The following is a 17,124-nucleotide window of genomic DNA, read 5'->3' on the forward strand; positions in this document are numbered from 1 at the left end:
GAGTGCGCCATCTGGCCTTCAAGGACAGACAGCGCGCGCGCTATACCAAGAACGGCTTCGCGCGGAGAGGACGTCCGGATGGACACAACGGCCCACCTGGCCTTGATCGTGATCGTCGACATCGAGAATTACTCCGCCCGAACAGACACGGTCCAGGGTGACCTGCGCCGGTCCCTCTATGACCTGATGCGCGGCGCCGTGGCCGATGCCGCGCTGGGCGCCGAAAGAATGGATCACGAGGACCGCGGCGACGCGGTGATGCTCTTCTTCCATACCGCATCACCGGTGCGCGTGCTCGGTCCGCTGGTCGACCGCATCGACCAGGCACTGCGAGATCATGCTGAGCGCCATACCGAGCCCTACCGGATGCGGCTACGGATGGCCGTTCATCATGGGCTCATCAAGCCAGACGACGACGGTTGGGTCGGCAGCGCCATCAACGACGCGGCGCGCCTTGTCGACTCTCAGCCGGTCCGGGCCGGGCTGACCGACCATCCCGAGGCATGGCTCTCGGTCATCGTCAGTGCGCCCCTCTACAAGACCGTGCTCGGTGCGGGCCATCTTCCGGCGAGCGCCGCGGAGTGGGCACCCGCCCGGGCAGTCGTCAAGAACTTCGACGAACCCGCATGGGTACGCGTGCCCGGGGTGCCGCAGCCGCCGACGGACACGACCGCCGCGGCCAGCGACCCGGTCCCGCCGGCGGCCGGCCCGGCTCAGCTGGACCCGCGGCACACCCAGGCGCGTCAGGAGCCGGCGCGGGTCGGAAACCAGGTATTCGGCGGAACCTTCAGCGGTCCCACCACCTTCATAGGTGGCGACCAGCACAACACCGGTGCCGGACGGTAGCGCCGATGTCCGACGAACAGGCAGCGCCGGAAGCGACGTCCGAACCATCGTCCGAGCCCGCCGGCGAGCCGGCGACCTCGCAATCGCCGACAGCGGAGCCGGCCACCGCCGCGGACGACGCCGACGACACCGCTGGCCGCACGGGTAACGGGCTGGGCGAGGCCGGCGACGTGCCCGTAGGCGGCGTTTCGAACAGCCAGCAATACCGCGACGGCGCGACCGCCGAGATCGTCGGCAACCAGGTGCACGGAGGCCATCTGGTCGGCGCCACCTTCGTCGGTGGCGACCAGCACCTGTCCTTCGTCCAGGCTGCCGCGGCCGCGAGGTTGCAGCCCGGCGAGCTCGCCAAGCACATTCGCGAGCAGATCGAGTCCGCCTACGTCAAACCGGAGGGCTTCGAGGCCTTCCAGGCCGAGATCGGTGACCGTCGAGCGGTCATCGTGCGCGGCCCGGCCGGGCATGGCAAGACGGCCGCCGCCATCCGCCTGCTCGTCGAACGGCGCGTCGAGCGGATCCTCCTGCTGCGCGGAGCCGCTCAACTTGACGACCTCATCGAGAAGATCGAACCCGGCATCGGCTACATCCTCTACGACCTGGTCGACGCGACCGAGTTCACCGCCCACCGGTTCAACGCCCTCGCCGCCAGCCTCGACGAGAAGAACTCCCACCTCTTCGTCACCGTGCCGAGCGACCAGGGCCTGCGCGACGACGAACTCGTCGAACACGCCCGGTTGCTGCCCCCACCACCGGACCACGCGTCGATCGTCCGAGAGCTCCTGAGCTGGCTCTCGCGGGACACCGGCACGGCGCCAACGCTTGATGGCCTCGACGAGCTGATCGAGGAACTGTTCAGCGACGCGGCACCGCGGCGGCACGCGAGCGAGCTGGCGCAAGTGATCGTGCGGCAATACACCAAGGAGGGGTTCGACCTCGACGACGTCCGCTCCTACATGTCAGCGCGGATCACCGAAGACTTTCAGAACTGGTTCGACAACCTGCCGGATCTCGATCACCGCTGCCATGCGATCGCCCTCGCCGCGTTCAACGGGCTGGCCTACGAATACGTAACCGAGGCGCTGCACGGACTCAAACGCCGACTCGAACCGCCACCACACGACGCACTCGCCCAGGCCCAGCTCAGCAGGGCGACCCTGCGCCCCGGCGACGATCTGGGCACGACCCGACGTGACCGGTTGCGAACGCTGAGGGCCGAGGCCGCGGTGGAGTGGGCCCTTGGACCCCATGGCACCACCCGGGTGGAAGTGGTCCGGTTCCGCACGCCCGGGTACGCCCGGCGGGTGCTGCACCGGGCCTGGTCGGAGTTCACGGTGCAGCACATCCTGCTGGAGTGGCTGGCGGAGTTGAGCTCCCACCGATCGGAGGCGGTCCGGGTGTGGGCAGCGACGGCGCTCGGGATGTTGTCGACCTTCTCGTTCGACTACGTGACGGACACCATCTTCACGCGGTGGGCCGGCAGTCGAAGTGCTTCCCTGCGGGAGGCGGTGGCCTTCGCGCTGCACGTGCCAGCCGCCGACACCGAGCTTCAGCCGGCGGTATTCCGCCTGGTCGAGAGCTGGTATCGCAACGGGAACAACCGCACGCTCCAGGCGTCGGCGGCACGCGCCTTCGGCTACAGCCTCGGCCGGCACGACCCGAACCGGGCCCTCGCCGCGCTCAACACGCTCGCCCGGATCGACAATCTCCGAGTCTCGCTGGCGGTCGGGGCCAGCCTCGCGGAGCTGTGCATCCTCGAGAACGCGAAGTACGCCGAGCCTATTCTCGCCACCATCAAGTCCTGGAATGACGACGAGGACCGGACGCTGACCGCGCAGCTCGCCTTCATCGTGATGGCCCGTGGTCTGGTCATGTCACCCGTGGTCGGCGCGACGTTCGAAAGGTCCGCGGTCACCAGCGGACGTGGCCGGCGGACGAAGCCGTCCGCCGGCGCGCGGTGGCCAGCGTTGCTCTACCTCGCGCGCGATCAGCATCGGTTGTGGATCGGCCTGGCCGACCTCTGGTACTTCGTCCTGGCTGAGAGCAACCACTTCGCCGACCTCGCCATGACCGCGATGCACGAGTGGACCCGACTGGTCGACCGCGACGCCGACGCCCGAGCGGCGCTGGCCCAACTACTCGTCACCATCACGCAAACAGATCCGGACCTGCGTCGTCTGCTCCACGAGCAGACACTCGAATGGTCCGAGCCCGGCACGCTCAACCCCCCACTCGACGCGATCGAGGCGATCCAGTCCGCCCTCTACCCGGAGAGCTGAGCCTTGCCTGTCCATCAGTTGATCATTCGTCGGTCATCCGTCTCCCGGTTCGCTCGCCGGGACGAGATCGAGGCGCACGTCGCTCTCGTCTACCAGATGGCAGACAACGAGCTCTTCACCGCCGACCGGATCGTCGGCCGGACGGACCTACGGCTGCCCAAGATGCGCTATGACGTCGACACCTCCGACCTCAGCGTCCACTTCTCGGTCGACGATCTGATCAGCGCGAGGCCGCCCTACGTGTTCGCCGCCGACATCTCGGCCGCTTTCCGCGTGACCAACCCCAAGGAGATCGTGCGCCGTCGCATCCAGGACGCCGAACCCTGGGTGCGTGGGCACTTGATGACCGGCATCCGCGCGACCGCGCGTCGATACCAGCTCGACGATCTCAACGCCGCCCAGGACGAGTTGGACGCGCTGTTCGCAAGCCGTTTGGTGATGACCGAGGGTCTGACGATCCTCGGCTGCACCGTGACCCTCAAGCTGCGCGAAGGCGATTTCAAGAGCACAGTCGAGCTGGACCAGGTGCTCGCCGACCGCAGGATCGGGCGGGTCAGGAGCGAAATCGACAAGGACGCCGCTCAGGCGGAGCAGGAGATCCGTGGCATCCAGACCGACGGTGATATCGAGGTCCGACGGCGCCTGCGCGCGGCGGGTCCGTCGAGCAGCAACGTCGAGGACTTGGAGCGCGAAGTCCTGGCGATCAATCCCGAAAAGGCGGGTGATCTGCTCGACAAGAAGAGGGAAGACGAGGCCCGCCGCTACGAACGGGAACTCGCGCACGAGGACAAACTCCTGGAGCGACGTCGGCAATACGAGCTAGAAGACCGCGAATGGCGGCGGCAGGAACGGCAGGACCATCTCAACGACATCGACTTCCTGCACGGCCACGGGATGTTACCGCCGACGGACCGGCGGCGGGTCGCGGCGACCGTCATCCGGCCAGACGACTCGCCCAGGTCGGTCTCGTCCACGCGACCGAGCGCGGCCCTGCCGGCTGGACGCGAGGCCATACCAGTGCGGCCGACCGAGCCGTCACCAGCGACACCGCCAGCCTCCGCCACGATGGGCGGCGACGCGGCTCGGCGAGGTGAAGACGAGCGCCCGCCACCTGTCGTTCGCCCACCCCGCGAGCGTACGCCGACCATCGACATGACCCTTCCACAACCTCCGGACGCGACCGTCCTCGTGCAGCCCGTCTACCTCGTCCTCGACGAGTCAGATGGCGCGGCCGCCTACCTGCCGACGGTTGACGAGGGGCTCGCCCAGATGGTGGCGGCGCTGACCCGCCAGGGCGGCGCGGCAGCGGCGCTGCGCCTCGCGATCATCGGCATCGGGGAAACGGCGCGAACGGTTCAGGACTTCGCCGCCGTGCGGGATCTGGCGCCGCGACCAGTGTTGAAGCCCCGCGGCGCCGCGCGGTATGCACCGGTCCTCGACGAGCTCGACCGGCGGATCCCGGAAGACGTCGCCGCGCTCAAGACGGCCGGCCATCGGGTGCGACGGCCACTGGTCTTCCTGCTCAGCCTGACGATGCCGACGGCTGGCGATCCGTGGTCGGAGGCGCAGCGCCGGCTCACCGACCAGGCCAGTCGCCGTGCCGCGCCGCACATCGCCGTCTTCGGCGTCGGTCGGGTCGATCAATTTCTGATCAAGCGACTAGCGACCCGAGCCGAGTTCGCTTTCACCAGTCCGGGTGACATCGACGTGCACGCCGCCATCCGGGCATTCACCGCCAGTCTGCTGTCCAACCTCGGGCGGCTCGCAGCGGCCCTGGTTGAGGGCACGGACGAACTCTATATTGGACATCCAGATGGGTTCGACATAGTCACTGAGGAGGTTTAGGCGCGACTTTCGCATGGCGCGCGCCGGTCCGGCTTTCGGGTAGCCTCCCGTTATCTTGGCACCTCGCGGGAGGCTCATTGGATTGATCAATCACAAGCCGTGGCGCACAACGTTCTGGGAGTCGTTGTCGGCCGAAAGCCGTGACGGGCTCACCAGGCTGGGCTATCTCCAAACCTTTCCGCCCAACTCGCTGTTGATGCGGCAGAACGAGCCTGCGTCGGTCGTCATGATCCTGTTGCGCGGTTGCGTCAAGATCGTGGCGCACCTGCCCAACGGCTACGAGGCGATACTCGCGCTTCGTGACCCGGGCGACCTCATCGGCGAACTGGGCAGCATCGATCAGCTGCCGCGCTCGGCAAACGTCCAGGCCGTCATCGGCGCCGAGACCCTCACCCTCCCGGTGGAGCGATTTACGACCTACGTGGAGCGCCACCGCGACGTACGCCTGGTGGTGCAGCGATGCCTTATCGCGCGGTTGCGCGAAGCCGACTGGCAACGCACGTCCGCGGTGTCCAGCCCACTGCCAGCCCGGCTAGCGGATCTGCTGCTGGATCTCGGCAATCGCTATGGGGAAGAACGTGACGGCGACCAGGTCGAAATCGCTTTGCCGCTTTCGCAGGACGATCTGGCCGGCTTCCTCGCGGTGTCTCGGCGCACGGTGGTCCGCACGCTCGAACAATGGCGCGAAGAGGGGCTGATCAACACCGGTCGCCGCTCCATGTTGCTGAAGGAGACCGCCCGGCTGCGGACGATCGCCCGCCACGAACGGTCGGCGTAGCGGGCGCTGGTCGCCGCATGTGCGCCAGCTGTCCTACACCGATGATCAGAACCGCTCGACGATGGACATCATCGACCCTCCCCGTCCCGAAGGATGCCATGTCCGACGCTCCGACCGTCGCACCGCCCGACGCCATCTGCGTTGTCTGCCGATGGTCGCCCGTCGCGGCGCCGCTGTGCGGCGTTTGCGGCTGGCGCGACGGCGGACGCGGCGACGCGGCCCGCCGCGCGGCACAGACAGACTGGGATCTGCGCGCCGCTCATCTCGCGGCCGCCGGCCGCGACGGTGATCTCCACCGGATGCTCCGCTGGCTGCGGGGTCATCCAGACGCCGACGACGTCGACCGGGTCGGAGTCGAGGCCTATGCACCCCACCGCAAGCTCGACGAGCGCTGGCGTCACATCGCCGACCTCTTGCGGGCCGTCGCCGGGCAGGACCTGCGCCGAATCGTCGTCGCGACCATCGACGCGCGCGGCCTGCGAACGCACCTCGTCGACACCAACGATGTCGGCACCACGCGCGTGACAGCGGCCGGGCGGTGGCTCTGGCCCATGCTGGAGGGCGACCGGCTCGCTCAGCGGTTCCGACTGGCGGGCGGGATCGGCCGACGCCATGACCGGTTCCCAGCCGAAGATCTCGAGCGACTCGTCGCCGCGCTGCCACGCGTGCCGGAGGCGGAGACCGGCAGCGCGGTCGTGGTGCTGCTCACCGAACCGGGCTGGGCCTTGCTGGGCCTCGCCGCGCAGCGGCTCGCCGGCCGTTGGCGCGCGGCGACCACCGTGGTGCACTCGGTCGACGGCAACCTCGATGACTTTCTCGAGAGCGTGATTCGCCAGCTGCCGCTGCGTGCCACCTACGACATCGTCTTCATGACGTCCAATCCCGATGGTTCGGTCGCCTTGCGACCGGAGCCGGTATTCGTCGCGGGCGCCGCGCCTGGCGGACCACGCGACATCGAGGTCTATGCACCTGTTGGGCCGGACGGGCCGGTGACGTTGCCGGTGGTGATCCGCGACGCCGGAACCTCCTACGCGGCCTGGACTCCGGTCAGCCTGCCCCGCCTCCACGTGCCACGGGGCCACCGCGGCCGGCTACGCCTGCGGTTGGACGCGGCCGCCGAGGTCGACGTCTCACCCGCCGACGCCCACGTGGCCCGGACCGACGACGACGCCAGAGCGTGGCCGCAGTTGCTAGCTGCCGTTCCGCGCCGGCTCTTCGGTGAGCCGGCGGACATTGCCTTTCTGATCGAGCGGGTCGGCGGCGACGGTCGTCTGACGCTCGCCCGGGCCACGCTCGCGGCGCTGGCCAGCGAGACGTTTCACCATGAGCTGATCCGTGTCGGTGTGGTCGCATACGGCCAACATCTTGACGCGCCGAGCCCGGCACCGGTCGCCACCTGGGATTTTCGTTCGCCTCACGAACTCGCCGAGTTGACCGGCCTGACCGCCCTGCCCAATCGAAACGACTACGCGGCGGCGGTCGAGGATGCTCTGGCAGACGCGGCGGCCCTGCACTGGCGCGCCGATGCCAGGCGGGTGCTCGTCACGATCGGCTGCCGTGGGCCATATCCGCCGCACCCGACCCAGGACCGCGCCGGCCACTGTCCGCGGCGCATCGACTGGGAGAAGAGCCTCGACGCGCTCGGCACGGTCAGCCGCGTCGCCGTCTGGCACGACCCTGGTCGCGAGGTGCCACCGACGGATCGGCTGGTGACTGACCGAACGCACCGCGCCTGGACCGAACTCGGTCGCGACGGACTCGTCTATTCGACCGACGCGACCGTGGAACACCTGATGAAAATGCTCGGCGTCGCGCTGGTCGACGAGTCGAGCCCGCTCGCGTACGCCGGCACGGCGCCGGGCTGAGGAGGACACAGTGGACCCGTCGCATCCCGGCCCGATCCGGTCGGCCAGAGCGCGCCAGGCACAACGGCCGGAGTTTCCACCGGGGCACCCTGGCGCGGGAACCCAGCATGATTGGCGGCCGGATCCGGCCGATCGCCCGTCGGCCAACGGCGGCCCGGCGCGCGACGCCGAGGCGGGGTCTGCGTCGTCCGGGTCGGCCTCGTCAGCGGCGTCGGGGGGCGCACATCCGTTTCGCTATGAACGCCCCGACCGACAGGTCCGCTTCGGGTTGGTGGGTGCGGCCAGCGGGGGCAAGACGACCTACCTCGGAACACTGAGCTTCGCGGTGGAACGGCTGGCAGCGGAGAAGCGGCGCCGGGGCAGCGGCGTACGGCCGTGGCAGATGACCGCGGCGAACGACGCTTCCCGCGACTTCGTCACGTTGCTGCGGCAGGAGATCCGGAACCATTCGTTCCCGCAGGCCACCGTCGCGACCGCCAACCTCAGCTGGCACGTGCAGGGCTCCGAGACCTCACGCACCAAGGCGCTGCTCCCTTGGAAGCGCACCTGGGTGACCCGAGAGATCGACTTCTACCTGGACGTCGCCGACCTGCCCGGCGAGGCGTTTCTGCTGCAGTCGGATGACGCCCGGGCCCACGCCGCGGCCGTCGAGCGAATGGTGCAGGCCGACGCCCTGGTGATTCTGTTCGACCCGATGCTGGAGCTCAACCGGGCCGGCGGCACGCTCACCAACCACGACTACATCGACAAGTTCGTGCACTGGATGCTGACCAAGGCGGAGCAGAGCGGGCGGCTCACCCGCGAGGGCACCCTGCCTCAGCACGTGGCATTGTGCGTGACCAAGTTCGATGAGCCGACCATTTTCGAGGGCGCGTACCACGCCGGCTTCGTATCCGTCCGAGAAGACGGCTCTCCACGCATCCCGAACGAGTTGATCGACGATTACTACGACTGGATCGACCAACGGATCCGGACGGAGGTCGGCCGAGCGAGCGCGACCGAGGTGCGATCCCTGCTGGAAACGACGTTCGCGCACGTGTCCTGCTACGCGGTCTCGTCGATCGGGTTCCACCGTGACGAGCGTGAGCGGTTCTGGCCGGGCGACCCGGGCAACGTCCGGGTGGTCGACGAGGAGCGCCAGATCCGCGGCTCGGTCTACCCGGTCAACGTGCTCGAGCCGCTGATCGACCTGGAGCGGCGGATCAAGGCGGTGGCCGAGTGACGAGCGGTTCGACCGCGTCGCAGGCCGACGTCCGCTGGGCCGTTCGCACCAAACTCGCCGACGATGCGCGCTATCAGATCACCGCCGACGACAGCGGCGGCCACGACGCAGGCGCGTACGAGAGTCTCATCCAGAAGTTCGTTCTCGGCACGCCGACATCGAGTCCGCCCGGCACGACAGACGCGCTCCCGTGGGTGGTGGTCGGCCCGGTGGACCGGCCAGATGGCGTGAAGCTGGCCGTCGTGATCCACGAGTGGCCACCGGCCGCGGTGCGCGACCGGGCCGGTCGGCCGGTTTCCCGCACACGGTATTTCGAGCTCCCGTGGAGCGCGGTCCACGGCGCTGGCTACGCCAACCTGCATGCGGCTGTCCAGCACCTGACCCCGCTCGACGGGGAGATGCCGCGGTTGGCCATCGCCCAGTTCGACGCGGCAGGCGCGATCGCCCGGCTCGAAGGACCGAACTGGCGGTGGATGCCACTGGCCGCGGCGGCGCTCCTCGACGGGCGCTTGGTGCTCGCCGGAGCGCCGTCGGCAGCGGCCGGCGAACGGCTGGCCCTGCTCGACACCATCTTGGCCCTGCTCCCCCGCGGTCTACGCGCCACGCTGGTCGCGGCGAGCTGGAGCACTCCCGACGGCACGATCCAGCCACACCTCAGCTACGGCCGCTCCGCGACCGTCGGGGCGACACTGTTCGACCTGGCGGGCGACGGCCTGCCGGCGCTGCGGACGGACGCGGCGCGCGAATATCATGACCGGCTCTGGTGGGTCGCCGGCAAGCACGGCATCCCCGCCGTTGTCGAGACTCTGTGGGCCGCGGGTGAGCCGAACGGCTGGTCCCCGGATGACCTCCTCGCGGGACTCGCGCCCCTCGACCGTACGGTGGCCCTGCGTTATACGATCCGCAAGGGCCAGGCCACGGCCGAGCAGGTTCGGCAACGGTTACGCGAGGAGCCAGCCGGATCGATCGACCCGGATGTCGCCGGCCAGCTGGTCGGGTTCCTGTTGGTCCTCGACCAGCCGTCCGACCTCGCGCTGATCGACCGCCACTGGTCAGAGCCGGTCGCGGACGTCTTTCTCGACGGCGTGTTCGACGGACGCCTCAACGACGGGTTCGCGCGCGGCCTGGAACAGAGCACCCATGACGAGGATGCCCTGCTCGGCCTACTCGCCCGCGCACGGGACTACCCACCCGATCCGACGGTCCGATTTCTCGGTTCGCGGCTGCCGCCGTTGTCCACCGTGGTGCGCGAGCGGCTCATCTCGGACCAGCGGCTCACGACCTACCTCCTCATCCAGCTGGCGCGATCGGCGCCCCAGCGGCTCGATGACTGGCTCCGATATCTCACTGCGCGGCCAGACCGGACGGAACCGCAGGATCCGCCCTGGTTGGGCCCGTTCGCCGCGATGAGTGCCGGCCACTGCGCGCCACTAGCACGGCACGATGCGGAGCTGCTCGACGAAGCGCCTCGGACGATGCTCGCATTGCTCCTGGTCGGGCTCCGTCGCGGATGTCCGGAGCCAATTCTCGGTGCATCTGAGGCATGGGCGCGCCTCGTCACCAAGCTGCCCAATATCGCTGGAATGGCGAACGACCTCGAACGCGTCACCGCCACGGAGTTCGCGCTGGCACCCGCGCACCGCGCTTCCCTCGACATGTTGTTGACTCGCGTCGGCCTACCCGCGACCGTTCGCCGGCTCAGCCTTGGCGAGGAAGATCGTGCCGCCTACCTCGCGGAGATCAGGCAACGCTTCGTTCAGTTGACCGCCCCGGCCGGGCAAGCCTGCGCACGCGGATTGGCTCAATCGATCCTGACGCACCCGGCTCCATCGGCTGTTCGCTTCGCGATCGCGCTCGCGGACCGGGTGCCGCAATCCGCACGACCACTCGTCTATGAACAGTTGGGGGCTTTCCTGACCGAGTTTCCCCAGTTGTTGTCCGCGACCGCCGACGACGCTGAGAGCTTGTTGGCCCGACTGCGCGAGCACAGCCCGAAGCTGCTCGCGTCTGTCCGTCGTTTCGAACTGCAGCGCGCCACCATGCTCACCAGCGCCAGCCCCGCTCGCGCCCGGCGTGCCCTCGGTAGCGCCGTCCATGATGCCATTGCGGAAAGCGTGCCGGAGCAGGACGTCTTCGAGGTCCTGCGCCCCTGGATCGAGGCCGGCCGCAGCGCCGAGGACGTTTTCGCTGTGTTGAGCGCGCTGGCCGACGCTGTGTCCGAACGGTCCGGGCCGCGCCGCGGCGATGAGGTGCTGACGGGCGTCGTCCGCGCCGTTCTGGGCGAGGCGGCCGGGCCTGAGGCGGCAACCAACATGTCGCGCTTCCTGCCCGGGCACATCGACGCACAGCAGAGGCGGCTGACAACGCTCAGCGCCGAGGTCAAGCCCAGCCGATCGAGCCGTCGCGCCCGCTGGTCCGGCCGCGGGCAGACACCTCCCGCCGGTCGAACAGAAGCAACTGAGGAAGGAAGAGCCCGATGAGACGTAGGAGCCTCGCCGCCGCGGTCGCACTGCTGTTTTGCACAAGTGTGGCCGCCGTGGGCGTGATCGGCACGACCGTGGCCGCGGCACCGCCGCCGGTGCCTCAGCTCGAGCTCGGTGCCGTTCAGAAAGCCGCGAAGATCGACGAGGTCCCCGCGCAGTACGTGATCCTGGCCGACACGTCCGGCTCGATGCAGCAGAACAACCGGTACATCGAACTGCGCAAGGCGCTCCGCCAGTTCTTCGCGGCGTTGGCTCCGAACGATCGCCTCACCCTGCTGACCTTCGATAGAAAGCCCAGGCTGGCGTACGACGGTCCGGTCGGTACCTCGCCGGACAACCTGATAAAGCGACTCCCGGGCTCGGCCAAGGGGGCCTACACGGACGTAGGGGCGGCTATCAACCAGGCGGTGACCGTGTTGGCGAAGGCCAAGCCATCGGTGGCCTCCGTAGTCCTGGTCACCGACGGACGGCACGAACCGCCGTCCGGGACGTCGTTCCCCTATTCGTCCGGCAGCTCCTGGGTCAAGTTGCGCGAGCGGGCAGCGACGCTGCCACAGGCCTTCATCCACGCGTACGCGTTGCCGGTCGGTTCGGACGCCAGCGGAGCCAGGCTGCTCGGCAGCGTGTTCCGCGGTCGCACGACCAATCTCGACCCTGCTGCCGTCGGCCAGATCACCAAACGCCTCCAGCAGCCGAAGGCCCAGGCCCAGGCCGACAAGTTACGCAGCCTGCTTACCGACGACATGAAATCCGGCGTGGAGGCGCGCTGGCCAGACGACGTCAAGTCGCTCGAAGCCGGCGAGAACGAGCTCGTCGTCACGCTCCATTCGACAGCGCGCTATCTGCCGCTCGTCATTTCCGACACGTCGATTGACGTTGATGGCCCCGACGTCAGCGGCTCCACGCTCGTGCCGACGACCACATTGGAGCCCGGTCAGGATCTGCGGGTGCCGATCACCGTGGACTGGGCCGCCGGCCCACGCACCTGGGCGTTCCGTACCCCGGCGACAACCAGCTATACGCTGAATCTCACGACATCGTTGGCCAGCCCCTGGTCGAACGCCGCCAAGCAGGTGGGTCTGAAGTTCGAACCAACGGCGACCAGGGCGACCGAGGCGGGGATGGGCGCCGACAACCTCGGTCGGCCGTGGGCCTGGATTCTCGGCTACACGGTTCTGGCCATCCTCCTGTTCGGCTCGTTGTACGCCGCCTACCGCTACCCACGGCTCAGCGGAGTGCTGACGGTCACCGCTCCTGGTGTCCCAGGCACCGGGCTCGACGTCCCGCTCGCGGGTGGAGGCTGGCGAATGGCGCTGCAACCCGCCGTCCCGGGTGTCGGCGTTGTCCGTGTGCATGGACGGCGACGCCGCGGCCGCTCCGCGCTCGTCGTCGCCGGCGGCGCACCCCTTCTGCCCCGACGAATGCTGCTGACCATCCCGCCGGACGAGTTGCGGATGGAACGCAGCGTCGGATTCCGTTGGCAGTCGCGGCCGGTCGCACCCACCGCGGGGCAGACCCCGCCGATGCCCGTCGACCGACCGGTGGCACACGGACCGGTGCCGACGCCGCGCGCCGAGGTCTCCGAGCAGGCGCTTCCATCCGCCAACCGCGATTCCGACCCGCTCGGCACCGCGACCGGCCCCGATCCCCACACCCCCGTCGGCCGGGCCACACCGGCGCCGGAGGCCACGCCGCTGCGTCCCACCTCCCGCTCCGCCCCCAACCAGCGGCGCCCGGGCGTGCCACCGAGCGCGACGCGGCCCGCCGGTGACGATCCGTGGGCCGATCTCGACCGACCGGTCTCTGACGAGCCCGGCGCCCGATTTGACTGAGCCGCGCTACCCGTCGAGGAGTTCGCATGAGCCAACAGATCCTGCCGTTCTACCTCGTCTGCGACGAGTCAGCGTCGATGGCCGGTGAGTCCATCGACTCGGTCAACACCTCACTGCCGGACATCCACCATCAGATCGCGAGCCAACCGGCCATCGCCGACAAGGCCCGGCTCTGCCTGATCGGTTTCGCCGACGACGCCGAAGTGCTACTGCCGCTGTCGGACCTGGGAGCCGTGTCTTCGATTCCGGCGCTGAAGGCGCACGGTGGCACCAGCTACGGAGCCGCGTTCACGAGACTGCGCGAAACCATCGCCGCCGACGTCGACCGGTTGAAGACGGAGGGCCACCGCGTCTACCGGCCGGCCGTCTTCTTCCTTTCCGACGGGCTACCAACCGATGACGACTGGGAACAGGCCTATCGGGACCTCACCGACGAGAGCTGGAAACCACATCCCAACATTCTCGCGTTCGGCTTCGGGTGGGCGGATCGGCACATCATCCGTCAGGTCGCGACCATGAGCGCGTACATGGCCAACGGCGAACTCGGGCCCGCTCAGGCGCTCGCCGAGTTCGCCAAGTCGCTGATCCACTCGATGCTCCTCTCGGCCACCAGGCCGGCCGACTCCGAGGCGGGACCCGCGCTCTCCAAGCCGGACACGGTCCAAGGATTCACTAGACTCGAACCGGAGGAAGTGTGATCGGTCGTCCGGACGGCGGCGGGCTGGAAGCCGCCGAGGCGACGTACCCGTCGCCGCCAGTGCTGATCGGCGCACCCACGCTCACCTCGACGCCCGGCAGGTTTCCGGTGCTTGCCGAACCGGTCGCCGACTCCGTGCTCGATGGTGGGACGGTTGGTGGCCTCACCGTCCGCGCGGCCTCGATCCGGGGCGACGACCATCGTTTCTACGGCAGCCCTCGCCAAGACGCCTTCGCGCTGTGGACCGCCGCTGACAGCGCCTCAGCGACGCCGGCGATGATCGCATCTGTGGCAGACGGGGTCGGCAGCCAACCGCTGTCACATCTGGGCGCCGCGGCCGTAGGTGCCCACGTTCAGGCCGAGTTGCAGCAGCACCTCGGCGCACTGCTCGACGCCGGGGCCGAACACGAGCTCTCCGATCGGCTCCACTCGGTATTCGCGGCTGTTGCCGACCGTCTGCGTGTCGACGCCCGTGCGCACGACGTCGAGCCACACCTGCTGTCCACGACGGTCGTCGGCGCAGTCTTCGGTTGGGAGTCAGCTGGTTCGCGGCGGGCAGTCCTGTTCCGGGTCGGTGACAGCCTCATTTTCACGCTGCGGGGCGGCACGTTCGAACCAGCGTTTGTCGACGGCACGCAGAACGTGGTCCTCGATACGGCGACCAGCGCGCTGCCGCTCCAGGTCGGGCCGGTCGAGATCGGTGTGGCGACCCTCGCGCCCGGTGATGTCGTCGTGCTCTGCACCGACGGGCTCGGCATACCGCTCGGCACCGAACCGGTCGCCCGCCAGCTGGCTGATTGGTGGCACGCCGGGCCTCCAGACCTGGCCGAGTTCTATTGGCAGTTGAGCTTCCGGGCACAAACCTACGGTGATGATCGCACCGCCGTGTGCGTGTGGGTCGACTGATCATGGGCACCGACATCCAGCTGTCGGCGCTGCGCCTTGGGAAGGTGCTCGGCGAGGGCGCGGAGGGCCAGGTGTTCGCGCTACCCGATCGCCCCGACGACGCCTACAAACGATACCGAACCGTGGATATCGACGCGGAGGCGTTGGCCGCGGTGATCGACTTTCCCCATCGGCTGTCGGCCGTCGAACGACGGGTGCTGATGTCCGGTGCGACGTGGCCCGCCCACCGGGTCGTCGACGGGACCCGCACCGTGGGGTTCGTGATGCGCCGGATTCCCCCGCGATTTCTCGGCCGCACCGCTGCTTCCCCGCAGCAGCCACGCCAGCTGCAGTACCTGATGTTCGCGCGAACCGGGTTCTGGGGCGACATCCTCCCTCTCGATGCAGCCGCCCGGATCGGATTCCTCCGAGCTACCCTCGCCGTCTTCCGCGTCCTGCATGCGCACGGTGCCGTCGTCGGCGACGTTTCGCAGGCCAATGTCTTGTGGAGCGACGCCGCCGAGACGCTGGTGATCGACTGCGATGGCGTCAGGCTGGCTGGCGGGACGACGGTGCTGCCGCCGAAGGAGACCATCGACTGGACCGACCACACCCTTTCCGGCCCGCCGGACCTGGCAAGCGATCGCTACAAGATCGCCAATCTGATCATGAGAGTCATGACCGCGTCCGCCGACACCGAGCCTCCGGAGGCATCGACGCCTGCCATGCCGGGCGTGCCACACAACATCGCCGAGGCCTGCCGCGTGCTCTACCGTCGTGCGGCCCTGCCGCGTGACCGGCGGCCCACCGTCGAAGAGTGGGACCGCGCCCTGCGCGGTTTGGATGGGCGGGCCCGAACACCTGCGGTCCCACGCCAGGGGGTTCCGGTGCTCGACGTGTCAGAAGGCGCCCGGCCGCCCCGGACCTATATCGCGACCCCGCAGGCCCGGTCGGCGAGGACCGGCCCACCGCGACACGCGTTGGAGGGCTCGGTAGGACGACCGGCGCAGAGCTAGCTCTTGGCCGTGAGGTACTGCTGGACGGAGTCGTCGGCGACGGCCTGGAACAGCGCCTTCGCCTTGGTGCTGTCGGACAGGACGACGCTCTGGCCGTCGCGCATGCCGGTGCCGGCGGTCGGGGTGCCCATGAAGGTCAGGTCCTTGCTGCGCAGGCTCTTCAGGTCGAGAGCGGTGCCGACCAGGTCGAAGTCGTTGTCGACGGTCAGGGACTTGGTCGCTGCCTGCAGGAAGTTGTTGAGCTTCACCGGGTTGGCCAGCGTGCCGGCGCTCGCGGCCTTGTCCAGCAGGGCCTGCAGGAACTCGCGCTGGTGCCGCTCTCGGCTGAAGTCGCCGTCGGCGAACTGGTAGCGCTGGCGCACGTAGTCCAGGGCCTCGGCGCCGGTCAGGTGCTGGGTGCCCTTCTTGAAGGTGCGGTAGGGCGGATGGATCGACTTGATGGTCTTCTCGATCTTCAGGTCCACCCCGCCCAGCGCGTCGACCACCTGGGCGAACCCGGCGAAGTCGATCAGGGCCACGTGGTCGATGTGCACGCCGGTGTAGGTCTCCACCGTCTGCACGGTCAGCGGCGTGCCGCCCCAGGCGTACGCCGCGTTGATCTTCGCCATGGTGTTGCCGTGCTGCCCGTCGGGCGAGGTCGGCACGAACACCCAGGTATCCCGGGGGATCGAGATGACCTCGGCCTTCTTGTGGTCGGCGTCGACATGCAACACCATGATCGTGTCTGTACGCGAGTCAGCCGTCTTGTCCGGATCGCGCGAGTCGCTGCCGAGCAGCAGTACGTTGAGCGCACCCTTCACGACCGGCGCCGGCCGGCTGTCCTCCGGCACCCCGGCGAACGCGTCGGTGCGGGCCAGGTGCCCGTTGAGCGACCGGCCGTAGGCCCAGGCCGCCACGCCGCCGCCGGCGCCCAACAGAACCAGCGTCGCCAGCACGCCGATCAGGATCCGTCGTGTTCTCCGCCGCACCAGCTCAGCCCATCCGTCAGCCGGCGACCACCGCGGACACCGTGCGTGACCGACGCTATTCATGAATCCTGTACGGATCCTTGGCGCCAGCCCCGGACCACCTGAAACCGTGCGGGCGGCACGCACCGCTCGGAGTCCGATTTGTCTTGCTCTTTCACATGATCAGATGGAAAACCAGGAAGGCGGGTGGCCCGATAGGGGTGGAATTGTTCGGTTGCCCGCCGCTGTCCACACCCGGCTCAGACCCGTGCGGTGAGCGATGAGTGATTTGCCTGAGATGCCCGGACAGGTCGAAGATCAATGCCGCCAGATCTGGTTGTGAGCGGGTGAGATAGATACCGAATTGTGTCGGAACCTCGAACCGGCCGACCGACGGCGGGTCGACGCGAGCCATCACGACGCAACGTGGAGGCA

Annotated in this window: 13 protein-coding genes; 11 read left to right on the forward strand and 2 right to left on the reverse strand. The window is 68.7% G+C overall.

The genetic code is table 11. From position 1 onward, the window contains the following. The first annotated feature begins 78 nt into the window (after positions 1–78). The 11 genes from AB0J74_RS32850 to AB0J74_RS32900 all read left to right on the forward strand — a co-directional run bounded on the left by AB0J74_RS32850 (position 79) and on the right by AB0J74_RS32900 (position 15,742). On the forward strand, positions 79–846 hold the full coding sequence (locus AB0J74_RS32850; RefSeq protein ID WP_363455038.1) for a hypothetical protein: 768 nt from the start codon (positions 79–81) through the stop codon (positions 844–846). Positions 847–851: 5 nt separating this feature from the next. Further along, positions 852–3,119 carry a hypothetical protein gene (locus AB0J74_RS32855; RefSeq protein WP_363455041.1) on the forward strand — a complete coding sequence of 756 codons (2,268 nt, stop codon included), beginning with the start codon at positions 852–854 and terminating at the stop codon, positions 3,117–3,119. 96 nt (positions 3,120–3,215) lie between these two features. Then, a complete protein-coding gene (locus tag AB0J74_RS32860; protein WP_363455044.1) occupies positions 3,216–4,964 on the forward strand; it encodes a hypothetical protein in 1,749 nt (582 codons plus the stop codon). Positions 4,965–5,046: 82 nt separating this feature from the next. Then, positions 5,047–5,742 (forward strand): Crp/Fnr family transcriptional regulator, encoded by a 696-nt coding sequence (locus AB0J74_RS32865; protein WP_363455046.1) that lies wholly within the window; start codon positions 5,047–5,049, stop codon positions 5,740–5,742. 98 nt (positions 5,743–5,840) lie between these two features. After that, positions 5,841–7,607, forward strand: coding sequence for a hypothetical protein (locus AB0J74_RS32870; RefSeq protein WP_363455049.1), 1,767 nt, complete (start codon positions 5,841–5,843; stop codon positions 7,605–7,607). A 271-nt stretch (positions 7,608–7,878) separates the two neighbouring features. Next, a complete protein-coding gene (locus AB0J74_RS32875; protein ID WP_363455051.1) occupies positions 7,879–8,829 on the forward strand; it encodes a hypothetical protein in 951 nt (316 codons plus the stop codon). After that, positions 8,826–11,309, forward strand: a complete 2,484-nt coding sequence (locus tag AB0J74_RS32880; RefSeq protein WP_363455054.1) for a hypothetical protein — start codon at positions 8,826–8,828, stop codon at positions 11,307–11,309. Before AB0J74_RS32875 ends, AB0J74_RS32880 begins: the two co-directional genes overlap by 4 nt. A 56-nt stretch (positions 11,310–11,365) precedes the next feature. Next, positions 11,366–13,144: a VWA domain-containing protein gene (locus tag AB0J74_RS32885; RefSeq protein WP_363455057.1), complete on the forward strand. Its 1,779-nt coding sequence runs from the start codon at positions 11,366–11,368 to the stop codon at positions 13,142–13,144. 26 nt (positions 13,145–13,170) lie between these two features. Then, on the forward strand, positions 13,171–13,842 hold the full coding sequence (locus AB0J74_RS32890) for a VWA domain-containing protein (protein ID WP_363455059.1): 672 nt from the start codon (positions 13,171–13,173) through the stop codon (positions 13,840–13,842). A gap of 59 nt (positions 13,843–13,901) precedes the next feature. Next, positions 13,902–14,747 (forward strand): protein phosphatase 2C domain-containing protein, encoded by an 846-nt coding sequence (locus AB0J74_RS32895; protein WP_363455062.1) that lies wholly within the window; start codon positions 13,902–13,904, stop codon positions 14,745–14,747. A gap of 2 nt (positions 14,748–14,749) precedes the next feature. Further along, a complete protein-coding gene (locus AB0J74_RS32900) occupies positions 14,750–15,742 on the forward strand; it encodes a hypothetical protein (protein WP_363455065.1) in 993 nt (330 codons plus the stop codon). On the opposite strand, the gene AB0J74_RS32905 is transcribed toward AB0J74_RS32900, so the two are convergent. Together AB0J74_RS32905 and AB0J74_RS32910 are read right to left on the reverse strand one after the other, a co-directional pair. Beyond that, positions 15,739–16,710, reverse strand: a complete 972-nt coding sequence (locus tag AB0J74_RS32905) for an LCP family protein (protein ID WP_363455068.1) — start codon at positions 16,708–16,710, stop codon at positions 15,739–15,741. The two genes, AB0J74_RS32900 and AB0J74_RS32905, sit on opposite strands and share 4 nt — an antisense overlap. Positions 16,711–16,864: 154 nt before the next feature. After that, a partial coding sequence (locus AB0J74_RS32910; RefSeq protein ID WP_363455071.1) for a hypothetical protein occupies positions 16,865–17,124 on the reverse strand: 260 nt, incomplete at its 5' end.

It is taken from the genome of Asanoa sp. NPDC049573 (assembly GCF_040676615.1).
Lineage (GTDB): Bacteria > Actinomycetota > Actinomycetes > Mycobacteriales > Micromonosporaceae > Asanoa.